Origin of the sequence: Bradyrhizobium sp. 604_D8_N2_3, assembly GCF_051810765.1 — a bacterium.
GTDB lineage: Bacteria > Pseudomonadota > Alphaproteobacteria > Rhizobiales > Xanthobacteraceae > Bradyrhizobium > Bradyrhizobium barranii.
In genome coordinates this window covers 6,439,244-6,460,337 of the sequence record NZ_JBPWPM010000001.1, presented here as the reverse complement: position 1 = coordinate 6,460,337, position 21,094 = coordinate 6,439,244, and the positions used below count along the sequence as shown (strand labels likewise).

General features: G+C 59.7%; 17 protein-coding genes and 1 pseudogene. 12 read left to right on the top strand and 6 right to left on the bottom strand.

What is annotated here, in order from left to right; all coding sequences use genetic code 11:
* Positions 1-38: 38 nt before the first annotated feature.
* A pseudogene (locus AB7245_RS30990) lies at positions 39-332 on the top strand (hypothetical protein); the annotation flags it as partial.
* 96 nt (positions 333-428) lie between these two features.
* Positions 429-701: a Crp/Fnr family transcriptional regulator gene (locus AB7245_RS30985; RefSeq protein WP_244433011.1), complete on the top strand. Its 273-nt coding sequence runs from the start codon at positions 429-431 to the stop codon at positions 699-701.
* Positions 702-851: 150 nt separating this feature from the next.
* Here the strand turns inward: AB7245_RS30985 and AB7245_RS30980 are convergent, their stop codons facing one another.
* Positions 852-2,240: a glutamate-1-semialdehyde 2,1-aminomutase gene (locus AB7245_RS30980; protein WP_354134214.1), complete on the bottom strand. Its 1,389-nt coding sequence runs from the start codon at positions 2,238-2,240 to the stop codon at positions 852-854.
* Positions 2,241-2,800: 560 nt separating this feature from the next.
* Here AB7245_RS30980 and AB7245_RS30975 point away from each other — a divergent pair.
* From AB7245_RS30975 to AB7245_RS30960, 4 genes are all read left to right on the top strand, one after another.
* The gene (locus AB7245_RS30975) at positions 2,801-3,382 is read left to right on the top strand and encodes a dTDP-4-dehydrorhamnose 3,5-epimerase family protein (RefSeq protein ID WP_354134213.1); all 582 of its coding nucleotides are present in this window, start codon (positions 2,801-2,803) and stop codon (positions 3,380-3,382) included.
* Positions 3,383-3,507: 125 nt separating this feature from the next.
* Positions 3,508-4,797, top strand: a complete 1,290-nt coding sequence (locus AB7245_RS30970; RefSeq protein ID WP_439035293.1) for a methyltransferase domain-containing protein — start codon at positions 3,508-3,510, stop codon at positions 4,795-4,797.
* Positions 4,798-4,826: 29 nt separating this feature from the next.
* Positions 4,827-6,188: a DUF4910 domain-containing protein gene (locus tag AB7245_RS30965; protein ID WP_354134211.1), complete on the top strand. Its 1,362-nt coding sequence runs from the start codon at positions 4,827-4,829 to the stop codon at positions 6,186-6,188.
* 9 nt (positions 6,189-6,197) lie between these two features.
* Positions 6,198-6,575: a VanZ family protein gene (locus AB7245_RS30960; protein WP_439035292.1), complete on the top strand. Its 378-nt coding sequence runs from the start codon at positions 6,198-6,200 to the stop codon at positions 6,573-6,575.
* A gap of 38 nt (positions 6,576-6,613) precedes the next feature.
* Here AB7245_RS30960 and AB7245_RS30955 read toward each other — a convergent pair whose 3' ends face one another.
* Positions 6,614-8,623, bottom strand: coding sequence for an HlyD family type I secretion periplasmic adaptor subunit (locus AB7245_RS30955; protein ID WP_439035291.1), 2,010 nt, complete (start codon positions 8,621-8,623; stop codon positions 6,614-6,616).
* Between the two features lie 90 nt (positions 8,624-8,713).
* Positions 8,714-10,855, bottom strand: a complete 2,142-nt coding sequence (locus AB7245_RS30950) for a type I secretion system permease/ATPase (RefSeq protein WP_439035290.1) — start codon at positions 10,853-10,855, stop codon at positions 8,714-8,716.
* Between the two features lie 343 nt (positions 10,856-11,198).
* Here AB7245_RS30950 and AB7245_RS30945 point away from each other — a divergent pair, with 343 nt between their 5' ends.
* The 4 genes from AB7245_RS30945 (at position 11,199) to AB7245_RS30930 (ending at position 16,079) form a co-directional block, all read left to right on the top strand.
* Positions 11,199-12,554, top strand: coding sequence for a glycosyltransferase family 4 protein (locus AB7245_RS30945; protein WP_439035289.1), 1,356 nt, complete (start codon positions 11,199-11,201; stop codon positions 12,552-12,554).
* Position 12,555: 1 nt separating this feature from the next.
* Positions 12,556-13,689 carry a radical SAM/SPASM domain-containing protein gene (locus AB7245_RS30940; protein WP_439035288.1) on the top strand — a complete coding sequence of 378 codons (1,134 nt, stop codon included), beginning with the start codon at positions 12,556-12,558 and terminating at the stop codon, positions 13,687-13,689.
* Positions 13,690-13,706: 17 nt separating this feature from the next.
* Positions 13,707-14,903, top strand: a complete 1,197-nt coding sequence (locus AB7245_RS30935) for a glycosyltransferase family 4 protein (protein ID WP_439035287.1) — start codon at positions 13,707-13,709, stop codon at positions 14,901-14,903.
* Between the two features lie 405 nt (positions 14,904-15,308).
* On the top strand, positions 15,309-16,079 hold the full coding sequence (locus AB7245_RS30930) for a hypothetical protein (protein ID WP_439035286.1): 771 nt from the start codon (positions 15,309-15,311) through the stop codon (positions 16,077-16,079).
* A gap of 35 nt (positions 16,080-16,114) precedes the next feature.
* Here AB7245_RS30930 and AB7245_RS30925 read toward each other — a convergent pair whose 3' ends face one another.
* On the bottom strand, positions 16,115-16,357 hold the full coding sequence (locus AB7245_RS30925) for a cold shock domain-containing protein (RefSeq protein ID WP_430642631.1): 243 nt from the start codon (positions 16,355-16,357) through the stop codon (positions 16,115-16,117).
* Positions 16,358-16,420: 63 nt separating this feature from the next.
* Positions 16,421-16,564 carry a hypothetical protein gene (locus AB7245_RS30920; RefSeq protein ID WP_439035285.1) on the bottom strand — a complete coding sequence of 48 codons (144 nt, stop codon included), beginning with the start codon at positions 16,562-16,564 and terminating at the stop codon, positions 16,421-16,423.
* Positions 16,565-16,801: 237 nt separating this feature from the next.
* On the opposite strand from AB7245_RS30920, the gene AB7245_RS30915 reads away from it, so the two are divergent.
* Together AB7245_RS30915 and AB7245_RS30910 are read left to right on the top strand one after the other, a co-directional pair.
* Positions 16,802-17,137: a TIR domain-containing protein gene (locus tag AB7245_RS30915; protein WP_439035284.1), complete on the top strand. Its 336-nt coding sequence runs from the start codon at positions 16,802-16,804 to the stop codon at positions 17,135-17,137.
* 430 nt (positions 17,138-17,567) lie between these two features.
* Positions 17,568-17,996 carry an SDR family oxidoreductase gene (locus AB7245_RS30910; RefSeq protein WP_439035283.1) on the top strand — a complete coding sequence of 143 codons (429 nt, stop codon included), beginning with the start codon at positions 17,568-17,570 and terminating at the stop codon, positions 17,994-17,996.
* Between the two features lie 346 nt (positions 17,997-18,342).
* On the opposite strand, the gene AB7245_RS30905 is transcribed toward AB7245_RS30910, so the two are convergent.
* Positions 18,343-20,925, bottom strand: a complete 2,583-nt coding sequence (locus AB7245_RS30905) for a MobA/MobL family protein (RefSeq protein ID WP_439035282.1) — start codon at positions 20,923-20,925, stop codon at positions 18,343-18,345.
* Positions 20,926-21,094: the final 169 nt, after the last annotated feature.

The window sequence follows — 21,094 nt, the reverse complement described above, 5'->3', positions numbered from 1 at the left end:
ACTTCAGCGTATTGGAATACGTGCTGAGGTGTTTTCAAATGCTTACCGAATCCGCGTTTCTTCCGAATGGTGAATCCCTTTCGCAAGGTCTCAGATCGAACGTTGCTAATTTTCGGCGCCCATCCACGTCCTTTGTCCCTCGCTGCCGGGCCCTCTTTTGGGAAGGAGAGGAAGACGCGCAGAAGATCGAGATCGTTGAGGGGGTCGTGCGGGCAGTCCGCCTTCTCGAGAACGGAAATCGCCAGATCCTCGCTTTCTACTGGCCTGGCGAAGTAGTCATGCCGACCCATTCAACCCATCAGCAATTTACTGCGGAGGCCGTGACGGATTGTCGCGTTATCCGATCGAGGACCTCCGGAGTGTGCCGAAGCGATGAGCCCTGTGGGGCGCACCAGGTTCTGGCAGATACCCTTACCCTCGTGATGACCATGAGCCAGAAAAACTGTGTGGCACGCATCGCCTGGTTGTTGTTGCGCATTCGGCCGCGCCTGCCTCCAGACCCCAAACGCCCTGGCGCGTTTCGGCTTCAGCTCCCCCGGGCCGATATCGCCGATCACGTTGGCACGTCGCTCGAAACGGTCTGCCGTACGCTGGCGGAGTTCAAGGCGAAGGGGGTCATCGACCTTCCCAATCGTAAGACGATCAAATTCACTGATATCGAGGGGCTCGCGAGGATCTCCAACGGGCGCGCCGCCGACTAAACCGATCCATGTGTTTCAAGCTTCTCGCCGCGAATTGCTCCTTGAGCTCGCGGCGAGTTGTTTTTGGATGTCGAACGTGATCGGATCGGCGGGCCTTGCAATACGAGACGCCGCGCCAGCCCCGATGACTCAACCGGCCTTGGCGCGCCTTCAACGGCGAGCTTTCGTTGCAGGCGCCGCGGTCGAAGTCGAAGTGGCTCGTCGACGAAACACCGGCGCGACCGGTCGGCCAGTCAGATGGGTTTGCGGCCCGTCTTCCAGCGCCCTCTGATATACCGCGAATGCGCCGTCGATCGCCTCGATGGTCCGGTCGATGTCATCGTCGCTGTGCGAATAGCTTGTGACCAGCGAGGGCGCCAGCACGCCGCGACGAATTGTCTCCTGGAGGAACAACGTGCGGAAGATCTGTGATGGCACTCCGTCGCGATCACAACAGGCATAGACCAAATTCGCAGTTCGGCCGGCGAGCCTGAAATTGCGGGTAAGGCCGCGGCGCTGCGTCGCGGCTTCGATGCCTGCCTTCAAGCGATCTCCCTGGCGGTGAAGCGTTTCGACGACTGGCTCGTCACGATAGGTGTTCATGACGGCCAGGGCCGCAGCCAAAGCGTGGGTCTCGGCTCCATGGGTCGTCGAGAGCAGGAAGACGCGATCGCGATCATGATCAAGGCCGCCCAGCTCCATGATTTCGCGCCTGCCGACCAGCGCCGAAATCGCGATGCCGTTGCCCATCGCCTTGCCGAAGGTCGATAGGTCGCCCTCAATTCCATGGTGGCGTTGGGCGGAGCACCCTGGCCATCGAAAGCCAGTGATCATTTCGTCCAGGATCAGGAGGGCACCGTTCCGATGACACACCTCTCGCAAGCCGGCTAGATATCCTGGCGCCGGCGGCACGTCCTTTTCGGCCTCCAGGATCAATGCCGCCAGCCGACCCGGGTACCGGGCGAAAAGCGCCTCCGCCGAGGACAAGTCGTTGTATCGGAATCCCTGTGTCAGGTTCGCCACGGCGCTGGGAATGCCGCTGCTCATAGGTGTCGTGCAGATTGCCCAGTCGTCGTAAGAGAAGAAGGGGTGGTCGGAGCAAAGCGCGATCATGTCGCGTCCCGTGTAAGCCCGGGCAAGCCGGATTGCGGCCGTCGTGGCCGTCGATCCGTCCTTCGTGAACTTCGCCATTTCGGCGCCTGGAACGAGTTCGATCAGACGTTCCGCACATTCGACCTCGAGCGACGAAGGCCGCGTGAAGTTTGTGCCTCGCAGCAGCTGCTCGACTGCGGCCTGCGCGGCAGCCGGAAAGCCGTGGCCCAGCGACACTGCGCGCAGGCCCATTCCATACTCGATGAACTCGTTGCCATCGACGTCCCAGACATGGCAGCCCGCGCCTCTCGAGATGAAACCGGGCGACACGAGTGGATACTGATCGTCACCCTTCGCGTAAGTATGTGCTCCGCCCGGAATCGCGGCGCGCGCTTGCAACCGTAGCGCTCCAGACTTGGCATACTTCTGCGCGTCTACTTCCGAGAAAAACCGTGACCTGATGTTCATTGCCAAAGCCCCTCACAATGCGTGACTCATGAAAAACCGCAATCGCATGCCGCCCTGGGAGCATTTGACGAAGCCCGAACTAGGCGAATTTGACGGTTCTCAACTTGGAACCGACTCCGGCCACGATTCCGGGAGGCATTGTCCAGGCCGCAATCCGGTTCAGGCGAGACCTGGAGGTCATCGACCTCTAGACGATGTCCGGCGCGGATGCGGTCGGACTGGCGGGATCCATTATCCTGCTACCCACAGCGTCGTTCGGGCGCTGCTGTCCCATGGCCCGCGTTATTGAGCTTTGTCAGATTGGCGAGCCTTTCCCTGGCTAGCCTGTCGCGAGGTCTCGTCACAGATTGAGCGGCCCAATGTCTGAATTCGATCAACTCAGGACCACAACCTACGCACCGCAGCTCAGGATCGCGAAAGCCTTAAACTGGCCGGCTCTGGGTATCGGGGTTGCGCTGGTCAGCCTCGTTGCGTGGGATCTAGCCTTGGCGTGGCTTGCCTTCAAACTCTGCCGAATCGTCTTCCTCCAGTAGCCAGAATCGAGCCAACGCGTCTGTCGTATGATATTTTCCGAAACAATCCTCGCGGGCGCCTACACCGTGGAAATAGACCGGCATCAAGACAGCCGGGGTTACTTTGCTCGGGTATTTTGTGCTGACACGTTTCTTGCGCACAGTCTGAAGCTTGCCGTTGCGCAGGCGAGCATCAGCTACAATGCAAAACGCGGCACTCTGCGCGGCCTGCATTTCCAGTACCCCCCCGCAGCGGAGGTCAAGTACGTCCGTTGCACAAAGGGGGCGGTGGCGGACGTGATCGTCGACCTGAGGCCGGAATCGGCAACATATCTACGGCACGTCATCGTTAACCTCTCGGCGGACAATGGCCGCGGGCTCTACATACCGGAGCGCTTCGCGCACGGGTTCATCACGCTAACCGACGATACGGAGCTGATCTATCTCATCGGCAACTATTACACGCCAGGCGCGGAAGGCGGGTTGCCGCACGACGATCCTGCGCTGGCAATTTCCTGGCCGACAGAAGTGCGCGTGCTCTCGGATCGCGACCGGGTCTGGAAGCCCTATGGCAATATCGGGGACGAATTGAAGGCCCGCATGAACTTCGCTGCGGCCAGGGGATCGTAGATCGAGCGCGGACGCGATCCGCAGGCGTCAAAAGCAAACGTGACTTGACGACCGTCAATAGCTCTGTCCCTGGCCGACGCTAGCCTGTCGGCGACAATCACAGATTGCCCTGCAGGAGACCTAGAATGCTGAAAGAAGCGGCGTCCCCCATCAATCTCAAAGCACCAATCGGGCACGCGCCAGAGTTGAGCTGTTGCCGTTTCTGTAACGCGCCTCTCGAACGCGTGTTCATCGATCTGGGGCTGTCTCCGCTGGCCAATTCCTATCTTCGTGACGAGAAGGCCAAGCAAGACGAACGGTTCTTTCCGTTGCGTGCTTACGTCTGCGGAGAGTGTTTCCTTGTCCAGCTCGAGGAATGGGAGGCGCCGGAGAACATCTTTGGCGACTACGCGTATTTCTCATCCTACAGCGATTCATGGCTGCAGCATGTGAAGTCCTACGTCAGCCGGGTCATCGAACGGTTCGGAATCGGGGCGAACAGCAAGGTCGTCGAGATCGCAAGCAACGATGGTTATCTGCTGCAGTACTTCGTCGAAGCCGATGTGCCGGTCCTGGGCATCGAGCCGGCGCAGAACGTCGCCGCGGTGGCGCGGGCGAAAGGCATTCCCACTCGCGTGGAGTTCTTCGGTGAACGTGCGGCCCGTACCCTGCGACGCGAGGGGTTGCGCGCCGATCTGCTGATCGGAAACAACGTCCTGGCGCACGTGCCGAACCTGAACGATTTCGTCAAGGGAATGAGCTTGCTTCTCGCCGAGTCGGGTGTCATCACGATGGAGTTCCCCCATCTGATGCGTCTGTTCGACGAGTGCCAGATCGACACGATCTATCATGAACATTTCTCGTACTTCTCGTTCATCGCCGTGGAGAAGATCCTTGCGGCCCACGGCTTGAGGTTGTTTGACGTCGAAGAGTTGCCGACCCATGGCGGTTCGCTTCGGATCTACGCTCAGCACGCCAACGAGGGGTGGCATCCGATCTCCCATCGGGTGCTGGATCTCAGGCGACGCGAAATCGACGCCGGGTATGCCAATCTCGATCACTATGCTGCGTTCGAGGAGCGCGCCATGGAGACGAGGAAGAAGCTTCTTTCCTTTCTCGAGGAAGCAAAACGCCAGGGCAAGCGCGTGGTCGGATACGGTGCGCCGGCCAAGGGCAACACTCTCCTTAATTACTGCGGCATCACGGCGGACCTCATCGAGTATACGGTCGATCGAAACCCTCACAAGCAGGGATCGCTGTTGCCGGGATCTCACATCCCGATCTACGAGCCCGAACGCATCAATGTGACGAAGCCGGACTACATCCTCATCCTGCCTTGGAACCTGAAGCGGGAGATCGTCAGCCAATTGTCCTTCGCCCGCAGCTGGGGAGCTCAGTTTGTGGTGCCGATTCCCGAGCCCAGAATCGTCGATTGAGTCAGCAGGATCCCGGAGGACGGTAGAGCATGGACGATATAGCAAAACATGCGGACCTCGCGGGCCTCCGGGAGAGTGACGCGGCCGTCGACCTGTCGGCGGACAAGACCGGACGCGCACTCCACGAATTTGTTGCGGAGATGTACCCCATCTCTCGCAGCATCACGGGAGATGGGGTCCGAAGAACGATCGATCTCATCCGAAACCATATCCCGCTGACGACGTGCGAAGTGCCGTCCGGCCTCCAGGTATTCGACTGGACCGTGCCACCCGAGTGGAACGTGCGCGACGCCTACATCAAGAACTGCGCAGGCGAACGGGTGATCGATTTCAGGAAGTCGAACCTGCATCTTCTTGGTTACAGCATACCGGTCAGAGCGCGTATGACGCTCGAACAGCTCAAGCCTCATCTCTACTCGGACCCCGATAAACCGGACTGGATTCCCTATCGGACGAGCTACTACAAGGAGGCCTGGGGCTTCTGTCTGTCGCACAATCAATTGTTGGCGATGCAGGAGGACGAATATGAGGTTTGCATCGATACCAGCCTCGCTCCGGGCCATCTGACCTATGGGGACCTGAGGCTGCTCGGTCGCACCTCGGACGAGGTGCTGATCTCGTGCCATATCTGTCATCCCTCGCTCTGTAATGACAATTTGTCCGGAATCGCGGTCGCGACCGCGCTCGCGCAACACCTGCGGAAGATGGAGCACAAGTACACCTATCGCTTCGTCTTCATCCCCGGTACGATCGGAGCGATTACCTGGCTGGCGCTCAACGAGGGGCATGTCGGTCGCGTGAAGCATGGGTTTGTGCTGACCTGCGCAGGCGATCCGGGGTCGATGACCTACAAGAAGAGCCGCCGCGGCAATGCGGAGATCGATCGGGCCTGGTGCTATGTGCTCAAGCAGAGCGGCGAGGCTCACGAAATTCAGGAGTTCTCGCCCTACGGCTACGACGAGCGGCAATATTGCTCGCCTGGCTTCAACCTGCCAATCGGGACCGTGATGCGAACGCCCTTCGGCAAGTTCGCGGAGTATCACAGCTCGGCCGACAATCTGGATTTTGTTCGCCCCGACGCGCTGTACGATACTCTGACGAAAGCGATTGCAGCTATCGACGTCATCGAAAACGACGCCTGCTTTCGGAACGAAAAGCCGTTCTGCGAACCGAAATTGGGTAATTATGGCCTTTATCGCGGATTGGGCGGGCTCGCAGCTGGAACTTTCCAAATGGGGCTGCTCTGGATTTTGAATATGTCGGACGGCGACCATTCACTCCTCGACATAGCAGAACGATCTATGCTGCCTTGGGCCGTGGTCAAGGAAGCCGCCGCCGCATTGAGCGGAGCTGGTCTCATCAGGCAAGCCGTGCCGATTTCAGCAGAATAGTATGAGGCAATGATCCAAAGGCTGGCTCTCATTGCCGGGTGGGCGGCGCTTGGGTTCATCACGTTCGCGACACTATCACCGATTCAAGATTGCCCGACGCTGGCTGGCCTCAAGACGGAACACTTTGCAGCCTTCGCTGTCACGGGCTTTGCGTTTGCACTCGGCCTACCGCGTCGCACATCGGGCGTTCTTGCGCTGACGATCCTCAGCGCGCTTGTCCTCGAGAGTGCTCAGTTGCTGACGCCGGATCGGCATGGTCGGCTTCTCGACGCTGCCGTGAAGGTCCTTGGCGGCGTCTGCGGGATCGGCTCCGGCCGTCTCGCTCCGAGCTGGCGGCAGCTGATCGAACTCGGCACATCGTCATCCGCGAAACGTCAACAGCAGTAGCACGGCCAATGTTCGGGCGAAGTGCTCGCGCTCTAAAATTAGCGCTCCCGCAAGCTTTCCTGCTTGTACCGCATGATCGGCGACAAGAGATAACTGATGATGCTGCGCGAGCCGGACTTGATCTCGACCGTGGTGGCCATGCCGGGGGAAAGGCTGACGTGCTTGTTCTCGATGTTCATGTAGTTGCGATCGAGTGACACCCGTGCCGCATAGACCAGCTCTTGCCCAGTCGGTTCGCTGCTGGTCGTCCCGGCACCGAACGACTTGGCGTTGCCGTTTTCCGGCGGCTTGTTGCGGGGAATTGCATCCTGGGAGATGCTGATGACCTTGCCTGTGATCAGTCCATACCGGGTAAAATTGAAGGTATCGATCTTGATTGCGGCGTCCTGACCTGCCTCGACGAAGCCGATATCCTGATTGGAGATCATGGCTTCAACTTCGAGATTGCTATCGCGCGGGACGATCATCATGGTGGGTTGCGCGGGTGTCACGACACCCCCAACCGTGTGAACGGCGAGTTGCTGTACGACACCATCGATTGGTGCCGTCAGGGTCTGCAGGCCCGTGTGCCGCTCGGCCTTGATGACATCCTGGCTCAGGCCGGCAGCCTTCTGTTCGGCCTTCGCTAACTCCTCGAACAGATTGCGTTCGTACTCGGCGATGGTCTTGTTGCGGGTCTCCACCAGGACCGCGATGGCCGCTTCCGCTTCGCCAAAGCGGCTTTGCTGAACGAGTATTTCCTGGCGTTGGCCAAGTAGCTCCTGGTATTCGGTCAAATACTGTAGCTTGGATCCGAGTTCCTTCTGGTACAGCTGCTCGCGTATCTCGACGCGCTGCTGGAGTGGGCCGATCGTGGCCTTCAGCTTGTCGATCGACGCTTTCGAGGTGGCTCGTTCGGCTTCCTTTTGCGAGATCTGGCGGTCAATTGCAGCCAGTTTCGAGGCCTGCTCTGCGGTTTGGCTGGCGAGAAAGCGACGATGCATCTCGATCAGGGCAGGCGGGGCGGCTGGCGGTGGGACGAAAGCTGAGGCGGGGTCAGTCTTCGACAGTAATGCCTTCAGGCGAGCAGCGTCGAGCTGCGCACTCATCAGATCGCTCTTGAGGTGGTTCAGCTCTGCAGTCGAAATGGTCGCATCCAGATCGATCAGGCGTTCGCCGGTTCTGACGGATTGGCCGTCTTCAACGTAAATTGCGCGGACGACGGCTGTCTCGAACGGCTGGATGGTCTTGGTTCGATCGCTCGGGATGACCTTGCCGGGAGCGGTTGCAACAATGTCGATGGTTCCAAGGCAGGCCCAGATCAGCGCGACAACGAAGCCCGCCGTGATGCTGATGACGATCGTACGTCCCACCGGCGAAGGAGGGGTCTCTACGATTTCCAGCGCCGCCGGGAGGAAGGCGAGTGCTTCGTTCGGGCGAGCGCCGCGAGAAGGTGTCAGCCCCGCAACCGCCCGACCGAGCCTGCGGGCATGGTCAGCGAAAACGATGACGGCATTCCCGCCGTTCGTCCTCTGGAGCGGCTCCGCCGGCGCAGCCGGCTGCGGCTTGGAAACCGCGGACGCGCGACCAGCGAGGGATGAAAACAGTCCAGCCGGTCGTATCCGCACGACCCCGTAGCGCTCCTTTGACTGCCGAACAAATCCGAGACAGCTTCGCAGAATGCGCGAGAGCAACGCGGTGGCGGCGCGTCGTGGTGCGATCACGATCAATCGCCCGTCCCAAGTGGTCTCGAGGTCGTATCTCGAGATGATGGACGGCCTCTCGGCGCCCGATGTCATCACGACGGCCTCATGGCCATGGACCTTCCCGAGCAGAAGAAAGCCTCCGCCGCGAAATGGCAGGATGCCGGGCAGGGCAGATCCGGACAATCCATCCCAATCGGTCGTCACACAGCTCGCAGAGAGATTGAGCTCCTTCGCATAGGCGAGCATCTCCGGAACGCCGATCGGCCGGTAACCGAACCGCTGGAGAATGTGATCGAGGCTGCTGTCAACGCCGCGCAAGCGGAGGAGCAGGTCGAGCACGAACAGCCCTGGATCGTCGCGCATCTCCGCTCTTGTCTGTTTCATGCGATCTCGTCGACGCTGGCGTGTGCTCGACCGTTTCGTCGGTTGGTGGCGCGGTGAGCGATGGGGAAACTATGGAAGGTCATGGAAACCCGACTGTAGGCGGAAGAGCTTTGAATAGCGCCCCCCGCGCTTGATCAACTCCTGATGCGTGCCGTCCTCGACCAGGCGGCCATCTTCGATCGTGATGATCCGGTCGGCCATTCGTAGCGCCGATAGCCGATGCGCAATGATCAGCACAGTACGGCCCTGCACGATTTTCGCCATGTTCTGTTGGACGACGTGCTCACTCTCGTAGTCGAGTGCGCTGGTCGCCTCGTCGAAGATCAGGATTCGGGGGTCGGTGACCAGCGCGCGTGCTATCGCAATGCGCTGACGCTGTCCACCGGATAGACTGCTCCCGCGCTCCCCAACGATGGTGTCGTACCCGTTCGGTAGCTGCAGGATGAAATGATGCGCGCCGGCCATCGTGGCTGCCTGGACCACGCGTTCCGTCGATGTCGCAGGATCGGCGAAGGCGATATTGTCCCTGATCGAACAATTGAAGAGCACGCTATCCTGGAGAACCACGCCGATCTGTCGTCGCAGCCAGGCAGGGTCAACCTGCGTCACGTCAATCCCGTCGACCAGAACGCGGCCGCGCTCCGGGATATACAAGCGCTGAACCAATTTTGCCAAAGTGCTCTTTCCTGATCCCGAGGAGCCCACGATTCCAATGACCTGCTTTGCTGGAACGCGTAGTTGGACGTCTCGAAGGATCTCGGGTCCATCGATGCGGTAGCGAAAAGTCACCTGCTCGAATGCGATGTCGCCTCGGATCGTCGCCATCGACATCTTGCCGGGACTGTAAACGGGCTCGGGTTCCGTATTCAGGATGTCGCCGAGACGCGCGATCGATAGCCTAGCCTGATGAAAATCCTGCCAGGTTTGGGCCAACCGGAGCACTGGGGCGCTGACGCGACCGGAGATCAGATTGAAGGCAACCAGCTCGCCAACGGTAAGGTACCCTGTCATGACGAACCGTGCGCCGAAATAGAGGATGGCCACGCTGACCAGCTTGTTGATGAACTGGACTGATTGGCTCGATACGTTCGCGAGGCTGGTGACGCGAAAGCTTGCCGCGACATACCCGGCAAGCTGCTGCTCCCAGCGACGTTGCATCTGAGGTTCCACAGCCATCGCTTTGAGCGTTTCCATGGCCGTCACCGTTTCCACGAGAAACGCCTGGTTCTCTGCGCCCCGCTGAAATTTGTCGTCGAGACGTTGTTGAAAGAGAGGCGTTGCTCCGACGGAAATCGCGACGTAGATCGGAAGCGAGGCGAGAACGATCCAGGAGAGGGTTGGCGAGTAGAAGAACAGCACGGCAATAAAGACGACCGAAAAAAACAGGTCGATGACCAGGGTCAGGGCCGAGCTCGTCAGGAAGTTGCGGATATTTTCGAGCTCTCGGACCCTTGCGACAGAATCACCCACCCGTCGCGCCTGGAAGTAGCCGATCGGCAGCGCCAAGAGGTGACGGAACAGCCGGGCGCCGAGCTCGACATCGATCCGGTTGGTGGTGTGAGAAAACAGATACGTCCGTAGAACTCCGAGGATCACTTCGAACAACGCCGTTGCCAGGAGGCCGAACGCAAGCACGTCCAAGGTGCTCATGCCGCGGTGCACGAGCACCTTGTCGATGACGACCTGGAAGAAGAGGGGCGATATCAGGCCGAACAGCTGAAGGCAGAACGATGCTGCAAGGACCTCGAGAAGCAATCGCCGGTATTTTCGAATGGCACCAAGAAACCACGTGATGTCGAAGCGCCGTGCAAGATCGGAAAGCGAGGCGCGGCGCGTCATCAGGATGACCGCACCGTCCCAGACGGCCTCAAGTTCCATCCGCGACAACATCACCGGTTGCGGTTGACCAGGCTCGAGCGCGATGACTCGCTCCTCGGTGGCCTTTCCGAATATGAGAAATCTGTCTTCCCGAAGGATCGCAAGAACCGGCATCGGTAGACCGGAAAGCCTAGACCAATTGGTCCTGACGATTCGGGCCTTCAACCCAAGCTCCTTGGCGCAGCGGAGGATCTCGGCGGCCCTGATGATGGTCCCGAACTGGTGACGGATGCGCTCAGGATCTATCGCGAGCCCGTTGAATCGGAGCATCATGACCAACGCAATCAACCCTTGGTCGGGGGCTGCGCCGATTGGCTCAAGTTGCTCGGGCATGCTCTCTCCGCGCGGCATCAAGCAGTTATGACCCGGCAACCCCGTGCAGTTTCTCGCCGATTATGAGGCTATTTCGCGTTGGCGCCCGAGCGGGCCGTAGGAGCCCCCGTATCCGTCGAATGGGGCAGCCTTGCGACTTGAAGCCAGCACGACATCTTAGCTCGGGCGACGACGCCGAGTTGACGGCCGTCAACTTCGGCGGGCAGCGGTCGCCTATCATCCCGGAGATGGTTGTAATTGCGACGAGATCGGCCGTGCACCGCCCGACCGAATACCAGGCCCCAGGCTTTGGTGTTTGTCCAGCGGTGCGGCCTGTCCCGGTCACCAGGGAAGGGCCGCCGCGATGACGGAGCCTTCGATCGATTTCAGCGAGGAGGTCGCCGTTTCGGCCGCTCGTTCAAGGCTCATCATCGAGCAAGATGCCCAGGCACGCAAATTGAAGCGGCTCGGTGATCCGGAAAGGCACGTCGAGAAAGTCCTGTTTGCGAACAAGTTCTTCTTTCGCAATGGCGGATCCGAAGTCGTCATGTTCGACGAGATGGATCTGATGCGGAAATGGAAAGTCGACATCGTCGAATTCTCCATGAACGACGATCGAAACATGCCGTCGCGCTTCCAGTCGTACTTCGTTTCGCAGAAGTCGTACCGCGCCTCATCCAGGCGCGAAAAGCTGAAGTCGGCCATATCCTTCATTCATTCGCCGGAAGCAGTCTCGAACATTACGCGTCTGATCCGGGATGAGAAGCCCAGCATCCTGCACTGTCACAACATCTACCACCAGCTCACTCCCTCGATCGTCACCGCAGCAGCGGAGATGGGCGTTCCCGTCGTTCTCACGCTTCACGACTACAAGCCGGTCTGTCCGGTCTATACGCAGCTCAGCAACGGAGAGGTGTGTTCAAGATGCGGCGACGGCGCCTTTGAGACGATTCTCGCCCGCCGTTGCGCAGACGGCTCTTTGGGACGTAGCGCCCTGCTTTGGGCGGAGGCTCGCTATCACGCGCTGCTGGGAAGCTACCATCGTGTCGGAAAGTTCATTGCGCCGAGCAAGTTCATGTACGATGCCGTGGTTCGACGGTTCGGTGCCGACAAGGTCGTTCATATTCCGAACGGTATCGACGCGTCGCGCATCGACGCTTCGGCGGGCGATGACGGATACGCGCTGTATCTTGGCCGCCTGTCGCCCGAAAAAGGCGTCGAGGATCTTCTCAGGGCCCACGCGAAAGCCGAGGGAGCCTGGCGGTTGGTGATCGCCGGCACCGGTCCGCTCTTCGATGAGCTTCAGCGCAAATACCCCGCTGCGGAGTTCAGGGGGCATCTCACAGGCACCGACCTTGCGCGAACCATCAAGGGGGCCGCGCTGATGGTGGTGCCCTCCGTATGGCACGAGAACAGTCCGCTCTCGATCCTCGAAGCGATGGCGCACGGCAAGCCGACCGTTGCTTCGAGCATCGGCGGAATTCCCGAGTTGGTCAGGGACGGGACGACAGGTCTGCTGTTCGAGCCCGGCAATACGGCTCAAATCTCCGAAAAAGTCGGAAATCTTCTCGTCGACCGTAGTCGTCGCGAAGCGCTCGGTCGCAATGCGCGGGCAATCGTCGAGACCGAGTACACGCTCGAGAAGCACGGCGCGGCGCTGTTCTCGTTATACGAGGACCTGATTGCATCAGCTGGCTCTTACAGGAAAGTTGGATCATAAAATGGACCTCACCGTCATTTCCACGTTCCGCTGCAACTCCAAGTGTCAGATGTGCTACATCTGGCAGAATCCGACCGAGCCGAAGGAGGAAGTGTCGCTGGCAACATTGTCGAAGCTGCCGTCCGGCTTCGACAATCTGAACGTGTCGGGCGGCGAACCGACGCTTCGCAAAGACCTCGGCGAGATGATCGACCTTCTCTATCCCAAGGCGAGGGTGGTGGAGATCTCGTCGAACGGGCTGCATCCGGAGCGCCTCGTTCCGATCATCAAGAAGCACCCCAACATCAAGGTGCGGTTCTCGCTCGAGGGCGATCAGGAAACGAGCGACAGAATTCGCGGCGAGAAGGATGGCTATTACACCAAGGTCGCGGGGCTGCGTATGCTGCGCGAAGCTGGCGGCACCGACCTTGGCTTCGCCATGGTCATCCAGGACGAAAACGTCGATCAGCTCGTCAATGTCTACGAGTTCGCTCGCAAGGAGGGCTTTGAGCTCGCAACTTCCACGCTTCACAATGCCTGGCAGTTCTACAAGAACGACAATTACTTCTACGACCGGAAGGCAGTCGCGCGGAAGGTCGAGGGGCTCATCTCGGCGATGCTGCGCAGCAAGAAGCCCAAGAACTGGTTTCGTGCCTATCTGAACCTCGGCCTTATCGAAAAGATTCTTGGTCATGACCGGCTGATCCCTTGCAGCGCAGGCAAGGATTTCGCCTTCATCGATCCCTGGTCGGACGTGTGGGCCTGCAACGTCCGTTCTGATCTTCCCATGGGAAATCTCGCGCGGGAATCATGGGACGAGATCATGGACAGCGAGGTCGCCCAGCAGACGCGGAAGAAGGTCGCGAATTGCGGACAGAACTGCTGGATGGTGACCACCGCGCGAACGGCGATGCGGTCCAATCTGGTGCCTCAGCTCCCGAAAAGCGATCCGCTGCTCTGGGTCCTCAAGAACAAGCTCAAGGTCTCGATGGGCAAGAGCGTCTGTTTTGACAGTTACATCAATTATTCCGACGTGCGCCCGTCGCCGCACGTCGAGCGAACGTCGTTCCTGAACAAGACTGTCAAGGCCAGGCTGGTCAAGGGACGCATGACGGCAGACGAACATTACCCGTTGCGAACATTCATGAACAATTAGATTTGGAGGAAGTCCAGATGAGCAGGCGTGAGATCTACATGTTTGGCTTCCGTGGCTTCCCTCAGATCCAGGGTGGTATCGAGACGCATGCCGAGAATCTCGCACCAAGGGTGGTCGAGCTCGGCAGGCGGGTGACCGTCTGCATGCGATCTCCCTATGTGACGCCGGATGTCCCAAAAGTTTGGCGGGGCGTTCGGGTGCTGCGGCTGTGGACTCTCAGCAACAAATATCTCGAAACGCTGCTCCATTCCGTGGTCTGCGCAATTGTCGCGATGGTGCGGCGGCCGGGGTTGGTCCATATTCATGGCATCGGCCCTGCAATCGTGACGCCATTGCTTCGTGCTGTCGGCCTGCGGGTCGTCGTCACGCATCATGGTGAGGATTATAATCGCGAGAAGTGGGGCTGGGCCGCGCGCATGGTGCTTAGGACCGGCGAGGCTCTCGGAATGCGTTATGCGAGCAAGCGCATTGCGGTCAGCCGCAGCATCGGCGAACTGATCACGTCCAAGTACGGTAAACCCTGCGAGGTCGTGCCGAATGGCGTGGTATTCTCGGATTTGCCGCAGCAGAGCGAAAAGGTGGTCGAGTTGGGCCTCGAGCCGGGACGATACGTGTTGACCGTCGGCCGGCTTGTGCCGGAGAAGCGGCAGCTCGATCTGCTGCACGCGTTTCTGGCCGCGGAACTGCCGGGGTGGAAGCTTGCCATCGTCGGAAAGATCGACCACCAGAATGAATACGCCGATCAACTGGTTCGAGAGGCGGCCGGCCACCAGAACGTCGTCATGGCCGGTTTTCAGACCGGCGACGGCTTGCGGCAACTCTACGCACACGCTGCGCTGTTCGTTCTGCCGTCATCTCATGAAGGGTTGCCGATCGTTCTGCTTGAGGCGCTCAGTTACGGATTGCACGTGCTGGTCAGCGATATCGCCCCGAACCTGGAGGTGGTGACCGATCCCGAGCACATTTTCCATGTCGGTGACTGTGAGGAGTTGGGTGCAAAGCTGTCGGCGCTGACGAAGACACGTTTGAGCGAGGTCGAGCGCGAAGCGGTGCGCCGCGAGAGCGCCATGCGGTACGATTGGTCCGACATCGCGTTGCGAACGCTGGACATTTATGATGACCTGCTCGGCCGCCAGCAGCAGGGCAATCTGTCGCACGCAGGCTGGGCCGCAGGGTCGCCATCTTCGCCTTACGGCACGCCCGCCAACAACTGAGGCATGGCCCGACGCACAGTCTGGCAACATGCGCGACGCGCCCCAGTCGTTGATCGCACCAGTCTGACGCCGGGCGCCGGCCGGTGACGCAGCGGATTATGGGGGACCCGGAGTCCGGTTAAGATCGGGCCCCGAATGTTCTTGGTGTTGAGATCTCAACTCGGTTAGTTGCCCCGGGACGTTGGTGTGGCGATAACGCCGGCCCGACATGGGCTTGGCCGCTAAAGTCTTCAGCCTTCAATCGAAATCCTGGTGAACCGCAGTTTTTTGCGGCCGGATCCTGTCGATCGCCCAGCCGCCGGCACAAAGCCGGATTTGCCCCGTTGCCCGGGTACCAAGCATAAGATTGGGCTTTCGAAACCGGTTGAACCCTGAGAGGCTCCGGGCTGGGGATTCGTAGGCCCGATGGCCAGCCAGGTGTCGAGGCGCCGGGCGGCGTTGCCGGATGATCTGAGAATGAGCAGTGTGGTGGGTGTGCTGACGACCAGCGAGATCGACGAGCGGATCGTTTCGATCATCGAACTCGCCGGAGAAAGGTTGATGCGCTTGTCCGATCCGTCATTCGAGTTCGTGACGGAGCGGATGAGAGGAGGGATATTGACTATTCATCAGCGCCTGAAGGCTGAGCTTGCTTCGCTTGTCGAACTGCGGACCGTGTATGGCGATCTGATGGTTTGTCGGGTTGTTGCCGGCGACTATTCGCGGGGCCATGATCAGGTGTCACCGTATCAGCATTTGCGGCTCGCCTGGCTGCAGCTCAAGCAGTTGGGCAACATGTTCGATCACTCCATGAGCGAGCTTGATCGGCTTCACAACGAAACGCTTGAACTGCTCTCTATCGACGTCGAAACGGCAGCTGTGGGTGACGCTCCCCGAACGAGGTTGAGCGAACGAGAGGCGCCGGCCGATCGATGGTTCGCAATTTTGCCAGGACATGGAGTGCCGAGGTTCGAGAGGATGAGGGTTCCGGGCGAGTTGTCGATCGCTGATGCAGACGTCGCGGAGTACTGTGACAATGCCCGGCGCGAATTATTTGCGCAATTGGACGCGACCGTCGATATCGTCAGTTCCGGCATTGCCGGTTTCCTGTCGAACCATGGGGGCGAGCTGCTGGACCTTATCGGTCGCTACAACGACCTTATCGACAACCTTCAACATCAGCATCGACGGATGTAAGACGAATCCGAACCGTCGATGGCACCAGGTTGCGTTCATTCTGCAGACTTGGACTCGCGGGTTGCGACGCGCAGCTGACCGGCCGTGACCTTGCCTTCAACGGAGACGAGTTCATAGCTCACACTCTGGCCTTGGATGAGCGTTGGCAAACCAGCTTCTTCGACGGCAGACATATGGACGAATATGTCTTTACCTCCGCCGTCGGGCCTTATGAAGCCGTAACCCTTGAACTGGTTGAACCAGACTACAAATCCGTTAGCCAAAATTCCTCCGGGCATTCGCGTAATCCAGTCCGACGCAATCATCGCAATGTGCTGAATTTACATCGAATCCAGATGCAATCACCGTGCCAAAGAGCCCTGGTTACCGCGTTGCGCGAGTTTCCATCCTTCGAGCACGCAAACGACGCCGCGGTCGACGTATTCCTCGATCGCCGCGTAATCGATCGCGAACCAATCGAGGAGGACGCCGACCTTGCTCTCCATGCCTTGGGCTTCGCGCTACAAGATATCGGTTGGGCGTCTTGAAGGCTCAAGCCAGCGGATTCCGGTTCAGAGAGGGAGCCCGGCCCGCCAGCACGACGAAGGCCTCCTTGGGATTTTCGTCCACTAGGCGAGCGAGCAGATCGGTGCCGCCCCGGGAACGGGCTGCCACCAGTTGCCAGAGCTCCGCCGCCGTGTCCGGATATCGTCCCACCTATTTGCGACATATTCGGCAGGCCTATGACCGACACATCGAAAACTATTTTTGGTTTCCAGACGATCCTTGGTAACGAGCGCCTCGCTTGCATATCTAGCTGGAACTCAGCCGGCGGGCTGGTACATCCGCGCGCGCCGTACGAGTTCATCGACATGTCGGTGAAGGAGGCATACGACAGCGGTTGGAAAGATAAGGTGCGGACTCGGATTCGCCGATCTGACGGCGTCATCGTTCTTGTGAGTAAGAACTCCACCAACTCGACCGGCCAGAAATTGGAAATTGCCTGTGCCAAGGAAGAGGGCAAGAAGGTCCGTGGAATCCGGGCTACAGCAACGACCGCACGGAGATCCAGGGCATAACCACCTAACTTGGTTGGCGACGTAACGCCTGGCAGCGTCTATGCGCACATCGATCAATCGCTGGGGCCTTGGGGCGGCCAGAGGCCCGTATTCAAGACCAACGTCAAGTCATTTGTCTCCCTCCGAAAAGCCGCGCCACCCATTGCGCTCGAAGAGTTGCTGCAGTTGGCCAAGCACTTTCCGAAGCCGGGGTTCAATTTCCCGCTCGATCCATCTTACGAGCCGGAAAGATCTCAGGAGCAGCGCGACGATCCAAGCATTCCTCCACCTGGTCCTGCAAAGAATGTCATCTTTAAAGTGCTGCAGAACTACGTCAGGGTGAACTTGGTTCGGCGGGTTTCACGACACCAGTTATGCGAGGGTTATCGATTCCGAGGTCTGCCCGGGGGTAGAACTCGACCACCCAGGTTGGGAGCGCCGAAAAGACTGAGTGGAAACGTTTCCCGACCAAGCGGTCGAGCCAATCATGCGAGACGGTGGCTCGATCATCATGACCACGGCCTGGTTGAACCAGGTTGGGGTGTCGGGGCGTGCTGTCCTGTCGGCTTCAAAAGCGGCCGTGCGCTCTTTCGCCCGCACCCTGTCGGCGGAGCTGCTGGACCGGCGTATTCGCGTCAATGCGATCAGTCCAGGTCTGATCGACACTCCTATCCTGCGGGGAGTGGGACAGTCCGAAAATCCTGGACGGACCGAAGCGCAGTTTCGTGACTACCTCGCAGGCGCGAGCAGCATCATTCCGATTGGACGCCTTGGACACGCCGACGAAATTGCTGCGGCGGTACTGTTCCTCGCCAGCGACGCATCCAGTTATATGCTCGGATCGGAGCTGGTCGTCGATGGTGGGTTCGCCGAGCTCTGAGAAGGTTATCATGGCGCGGCACAATCCGACTTTGGGCCGAGCACGCTTGCAGTCAAGCAGGTCTGCTATAGACCCGAAGGCGATTTCGGCGGCTGTCATTTGACATCCGAGTTGGCGCCGAAGCCGGAACACCAGCGCGAACAAGTAAGCCCAAGTCTCCTCACGGCTTGTACCCGAACCGCGCTGCCGAGCAAGGCAGCGCGGCTTATTGTTGGTCACGGACCCTGCGACAATTCATGCGGAGCTTTTAGGATAAGCAGGTCAATTGAGGAGTGTTCCGCCGTCTCCTTCTCGTAGCGAAGCGCGATGGTTAACGAACGGTTCCGGAGGCTGCTCGATCGAATCGTCAGCCCATGTCGCGCTCGCCCGGACGGTTGTGCCGACGATCGTTATGACAGAGTGTTGCTTTCTGCCACGGCACAAGCGGATTCGGCAGGTCGCGGAAGCGCCCGAGTCTTACTTCGAGCTCAAGGCTGCTCAAATCCCAGATGAATAGCTGGACCTCCCAAATGGTCCAGTTCGTTGGTTCATCCAAGTCAGGCGGCAGATCGAGGTCCGCATCGGGATCGCTCTGCGCGTGCTTGTGCCGAGCGGTGAATCCATCGACTTCCTCACCGGCGTAGTGACGAACAAATGCCTTGGTGATAGGGCTGAACGCGTCCAGCGCCCTTTCCCGGAAGGAGCCGCAAGATGGATTTCTTGAGCTGCATAGGTCTTGCAGCAATTTGAGGCCGCTGCGAGCGGAGGCGCTATATGCAAGCCGATTGCGTACCTCCTGCGATGCAATGATCGGTGCTGGAGTGCTATCCTTTCCGTTCTTGGGCAGCTCTTCCCAAAAAAACTGATCCCCCAGCATGCTCGCGTCGGCGTTCGCGTCGCGACATTGTGTCCGTTGATGCGGGAGCGCGGCGAACAGCGACCGACGGGCAGCCTCGACAAGCTCAAGCTGGTTTCTCGCGATCTGGGGATCGACAAAAATCTTCACGCCGTCGTTATAGCGCGCTGCGAGCAGAAGAGCAGCCCATACCCGGCGCGGATCCGTGGCCTCAATGGTCAATTGGGCAGGGGCCGTGAGACCGAAGGCTTGCCTCAGGGAAATAGCTGCCGCCGGCTGAATGTGGGCGTGGTCAAGCTTAAGGTCGATCACCTGACGCTCGTCCCAGATCATAACGTCAGTTACGCCGCTTGCCCGATCGATAGCGGCGATCTGGAAAAACTCGCCGCATTCGATGGCCTCATTGGAGACCAACTTGTCGGTTGTCACGAACCATTCGCCGACAGAGAGTGCGTCCTGGACGATCGACGGCGCTATAGGAGTGTAGTGAAGACCGGAATGCCCGTCGGCGCCTCGCGCAACATTGTGCGTCGAGACAAGTCGCGTTGGATCGTCGCACACGATAAATTCCAGCTTGTGCGGACGGTGGTCAAGGCGATCGCCGAACGCGATAAAGCCACCGCGCACCATCAGCTCGACGGCGTGCCGCACGAGGCCGGCCCGGAGCAGTCGTCCGGCAACATCCGAAGCGTCCTGCTCCGCCGGAATTTCGGGGCTTGCCAGCACGTCCGCGGCGTAGGCGGCGAGCTGGCGGCGCACTGTTCCGGTCTGGGCGCCTTGAACGTGACCGAGGACGAGCTTGGAGCCGGCCTTTTTCGCGGCCACGATCAACGAAGCCAGCGGCTGGTCTTCGATGAGCTCGGCGTGGGGGACGATCACGGGGCGTCCGGGCCGCAGGGCCAGCGCGTCGGTAATGGCCGTTGATTCCAGCCCGTCGATCCTGAGGAGCCGGGTTTCCGGGTTTGAAAGCACATTCGCGGTGGCCTCGCAGTTGGAGAGCGCTTCTGCGAGGAGGAGGGGGCGGTCAGCCGATGCGTTCTCGCACAGCCGGGCGATCTGCACCACGACGGCGGGCTCATCGGCGCCAGTGGCGGCGACGACTGTGCTCTGTCCCTGCTGATCGAGAATTTCGGTGGCCAGCGTCAGCAGATCGTGGACTGGCTTCGTTGTCACGAAGGCGGCCGTCGACGGCTTGCGAAGATCGGCGTAAGTGACGATTTCCTTGCCCATCAAGATGCGGTCGATATGCGAGTCCCCGCCGTCCACGAAGAATTTCCCGCATAGTTGGCGCACAGCGGCAACCGGAAGGGTGGATCGGCCACGGAGGAGTCCGTCGACGAGCAGGAGGGGCGGCCCTTTGATGATGTCGATGTTGGCGCTGCGGTAGTCGAGACGCGCGGCGGGAAGCTCGTTCCTGTCCGTTAGATGCTTCATGGGGCTGGGAGCAATGGGATCGACGATGAGATCGGTGCCAAGCTCGACGAAAAATGCCTGCTGGGTCTCCCAGCTAAGGTTCGGCCAGTGGATCCCTTCCTTGACTTCTACCTTGACCTTGGCCTGATCGCCGCGAGGACGGACGCGTGCCACGAAATCGCGCTGCTTCAGACCGAATTTGCCGTTGGCGTCGATCGGCCGAGTGGAGAAAAGATAGTGCGCGTGGCGGTTCGTGCCAGCTTCGTGGATCGCCAGGTGGATCGTCAGACGTGACGATCCACGGACATGTAATGCGATCCTCTGCGTTATCTCGATAGCTTCGTGAAGCGACGCCTCGTGCGGTGCGGGCAGGGCGACAACGAGGGCAAACCCTGCCTGCGGTGGCCGTTGGCGTTCATCGAGGGGCTTGATCACCTTGCTAAGCTCGGCGCTGTCTATCGCGCGTGCAAGAGAGGCGCTGTCATAATGGCGGACGAGGTGAGCGTCCGGCAGCCAGACATCCTGGTAGCTGACGTCGCCCGCGAGGTGGATGTAATCGACAGCTCCTCCGGGGAGGCGTGGATCGTTGATCCGGTCCCGAAGGATATAGGCGACGTTCGTGGTCGCGCCCGCCAACTCGGTCAGCGACACGATGGTAAATCGGGCGTAAGGGATCGCCATCAGAAACTAAGCTTCCAAAGATTGCATATTGAGCGTTTGGCATTCAGCAGGCCAACAATGGGCAGCCGCCCTGGAAAGCCGCAAGCTCATAGGCCGGCCGTCCCCGCAATTTGAAGTTTTTGCAGGTATCCTGCCCGGCCGCGCGGTGGTGGACGGCAGCAATCCACAC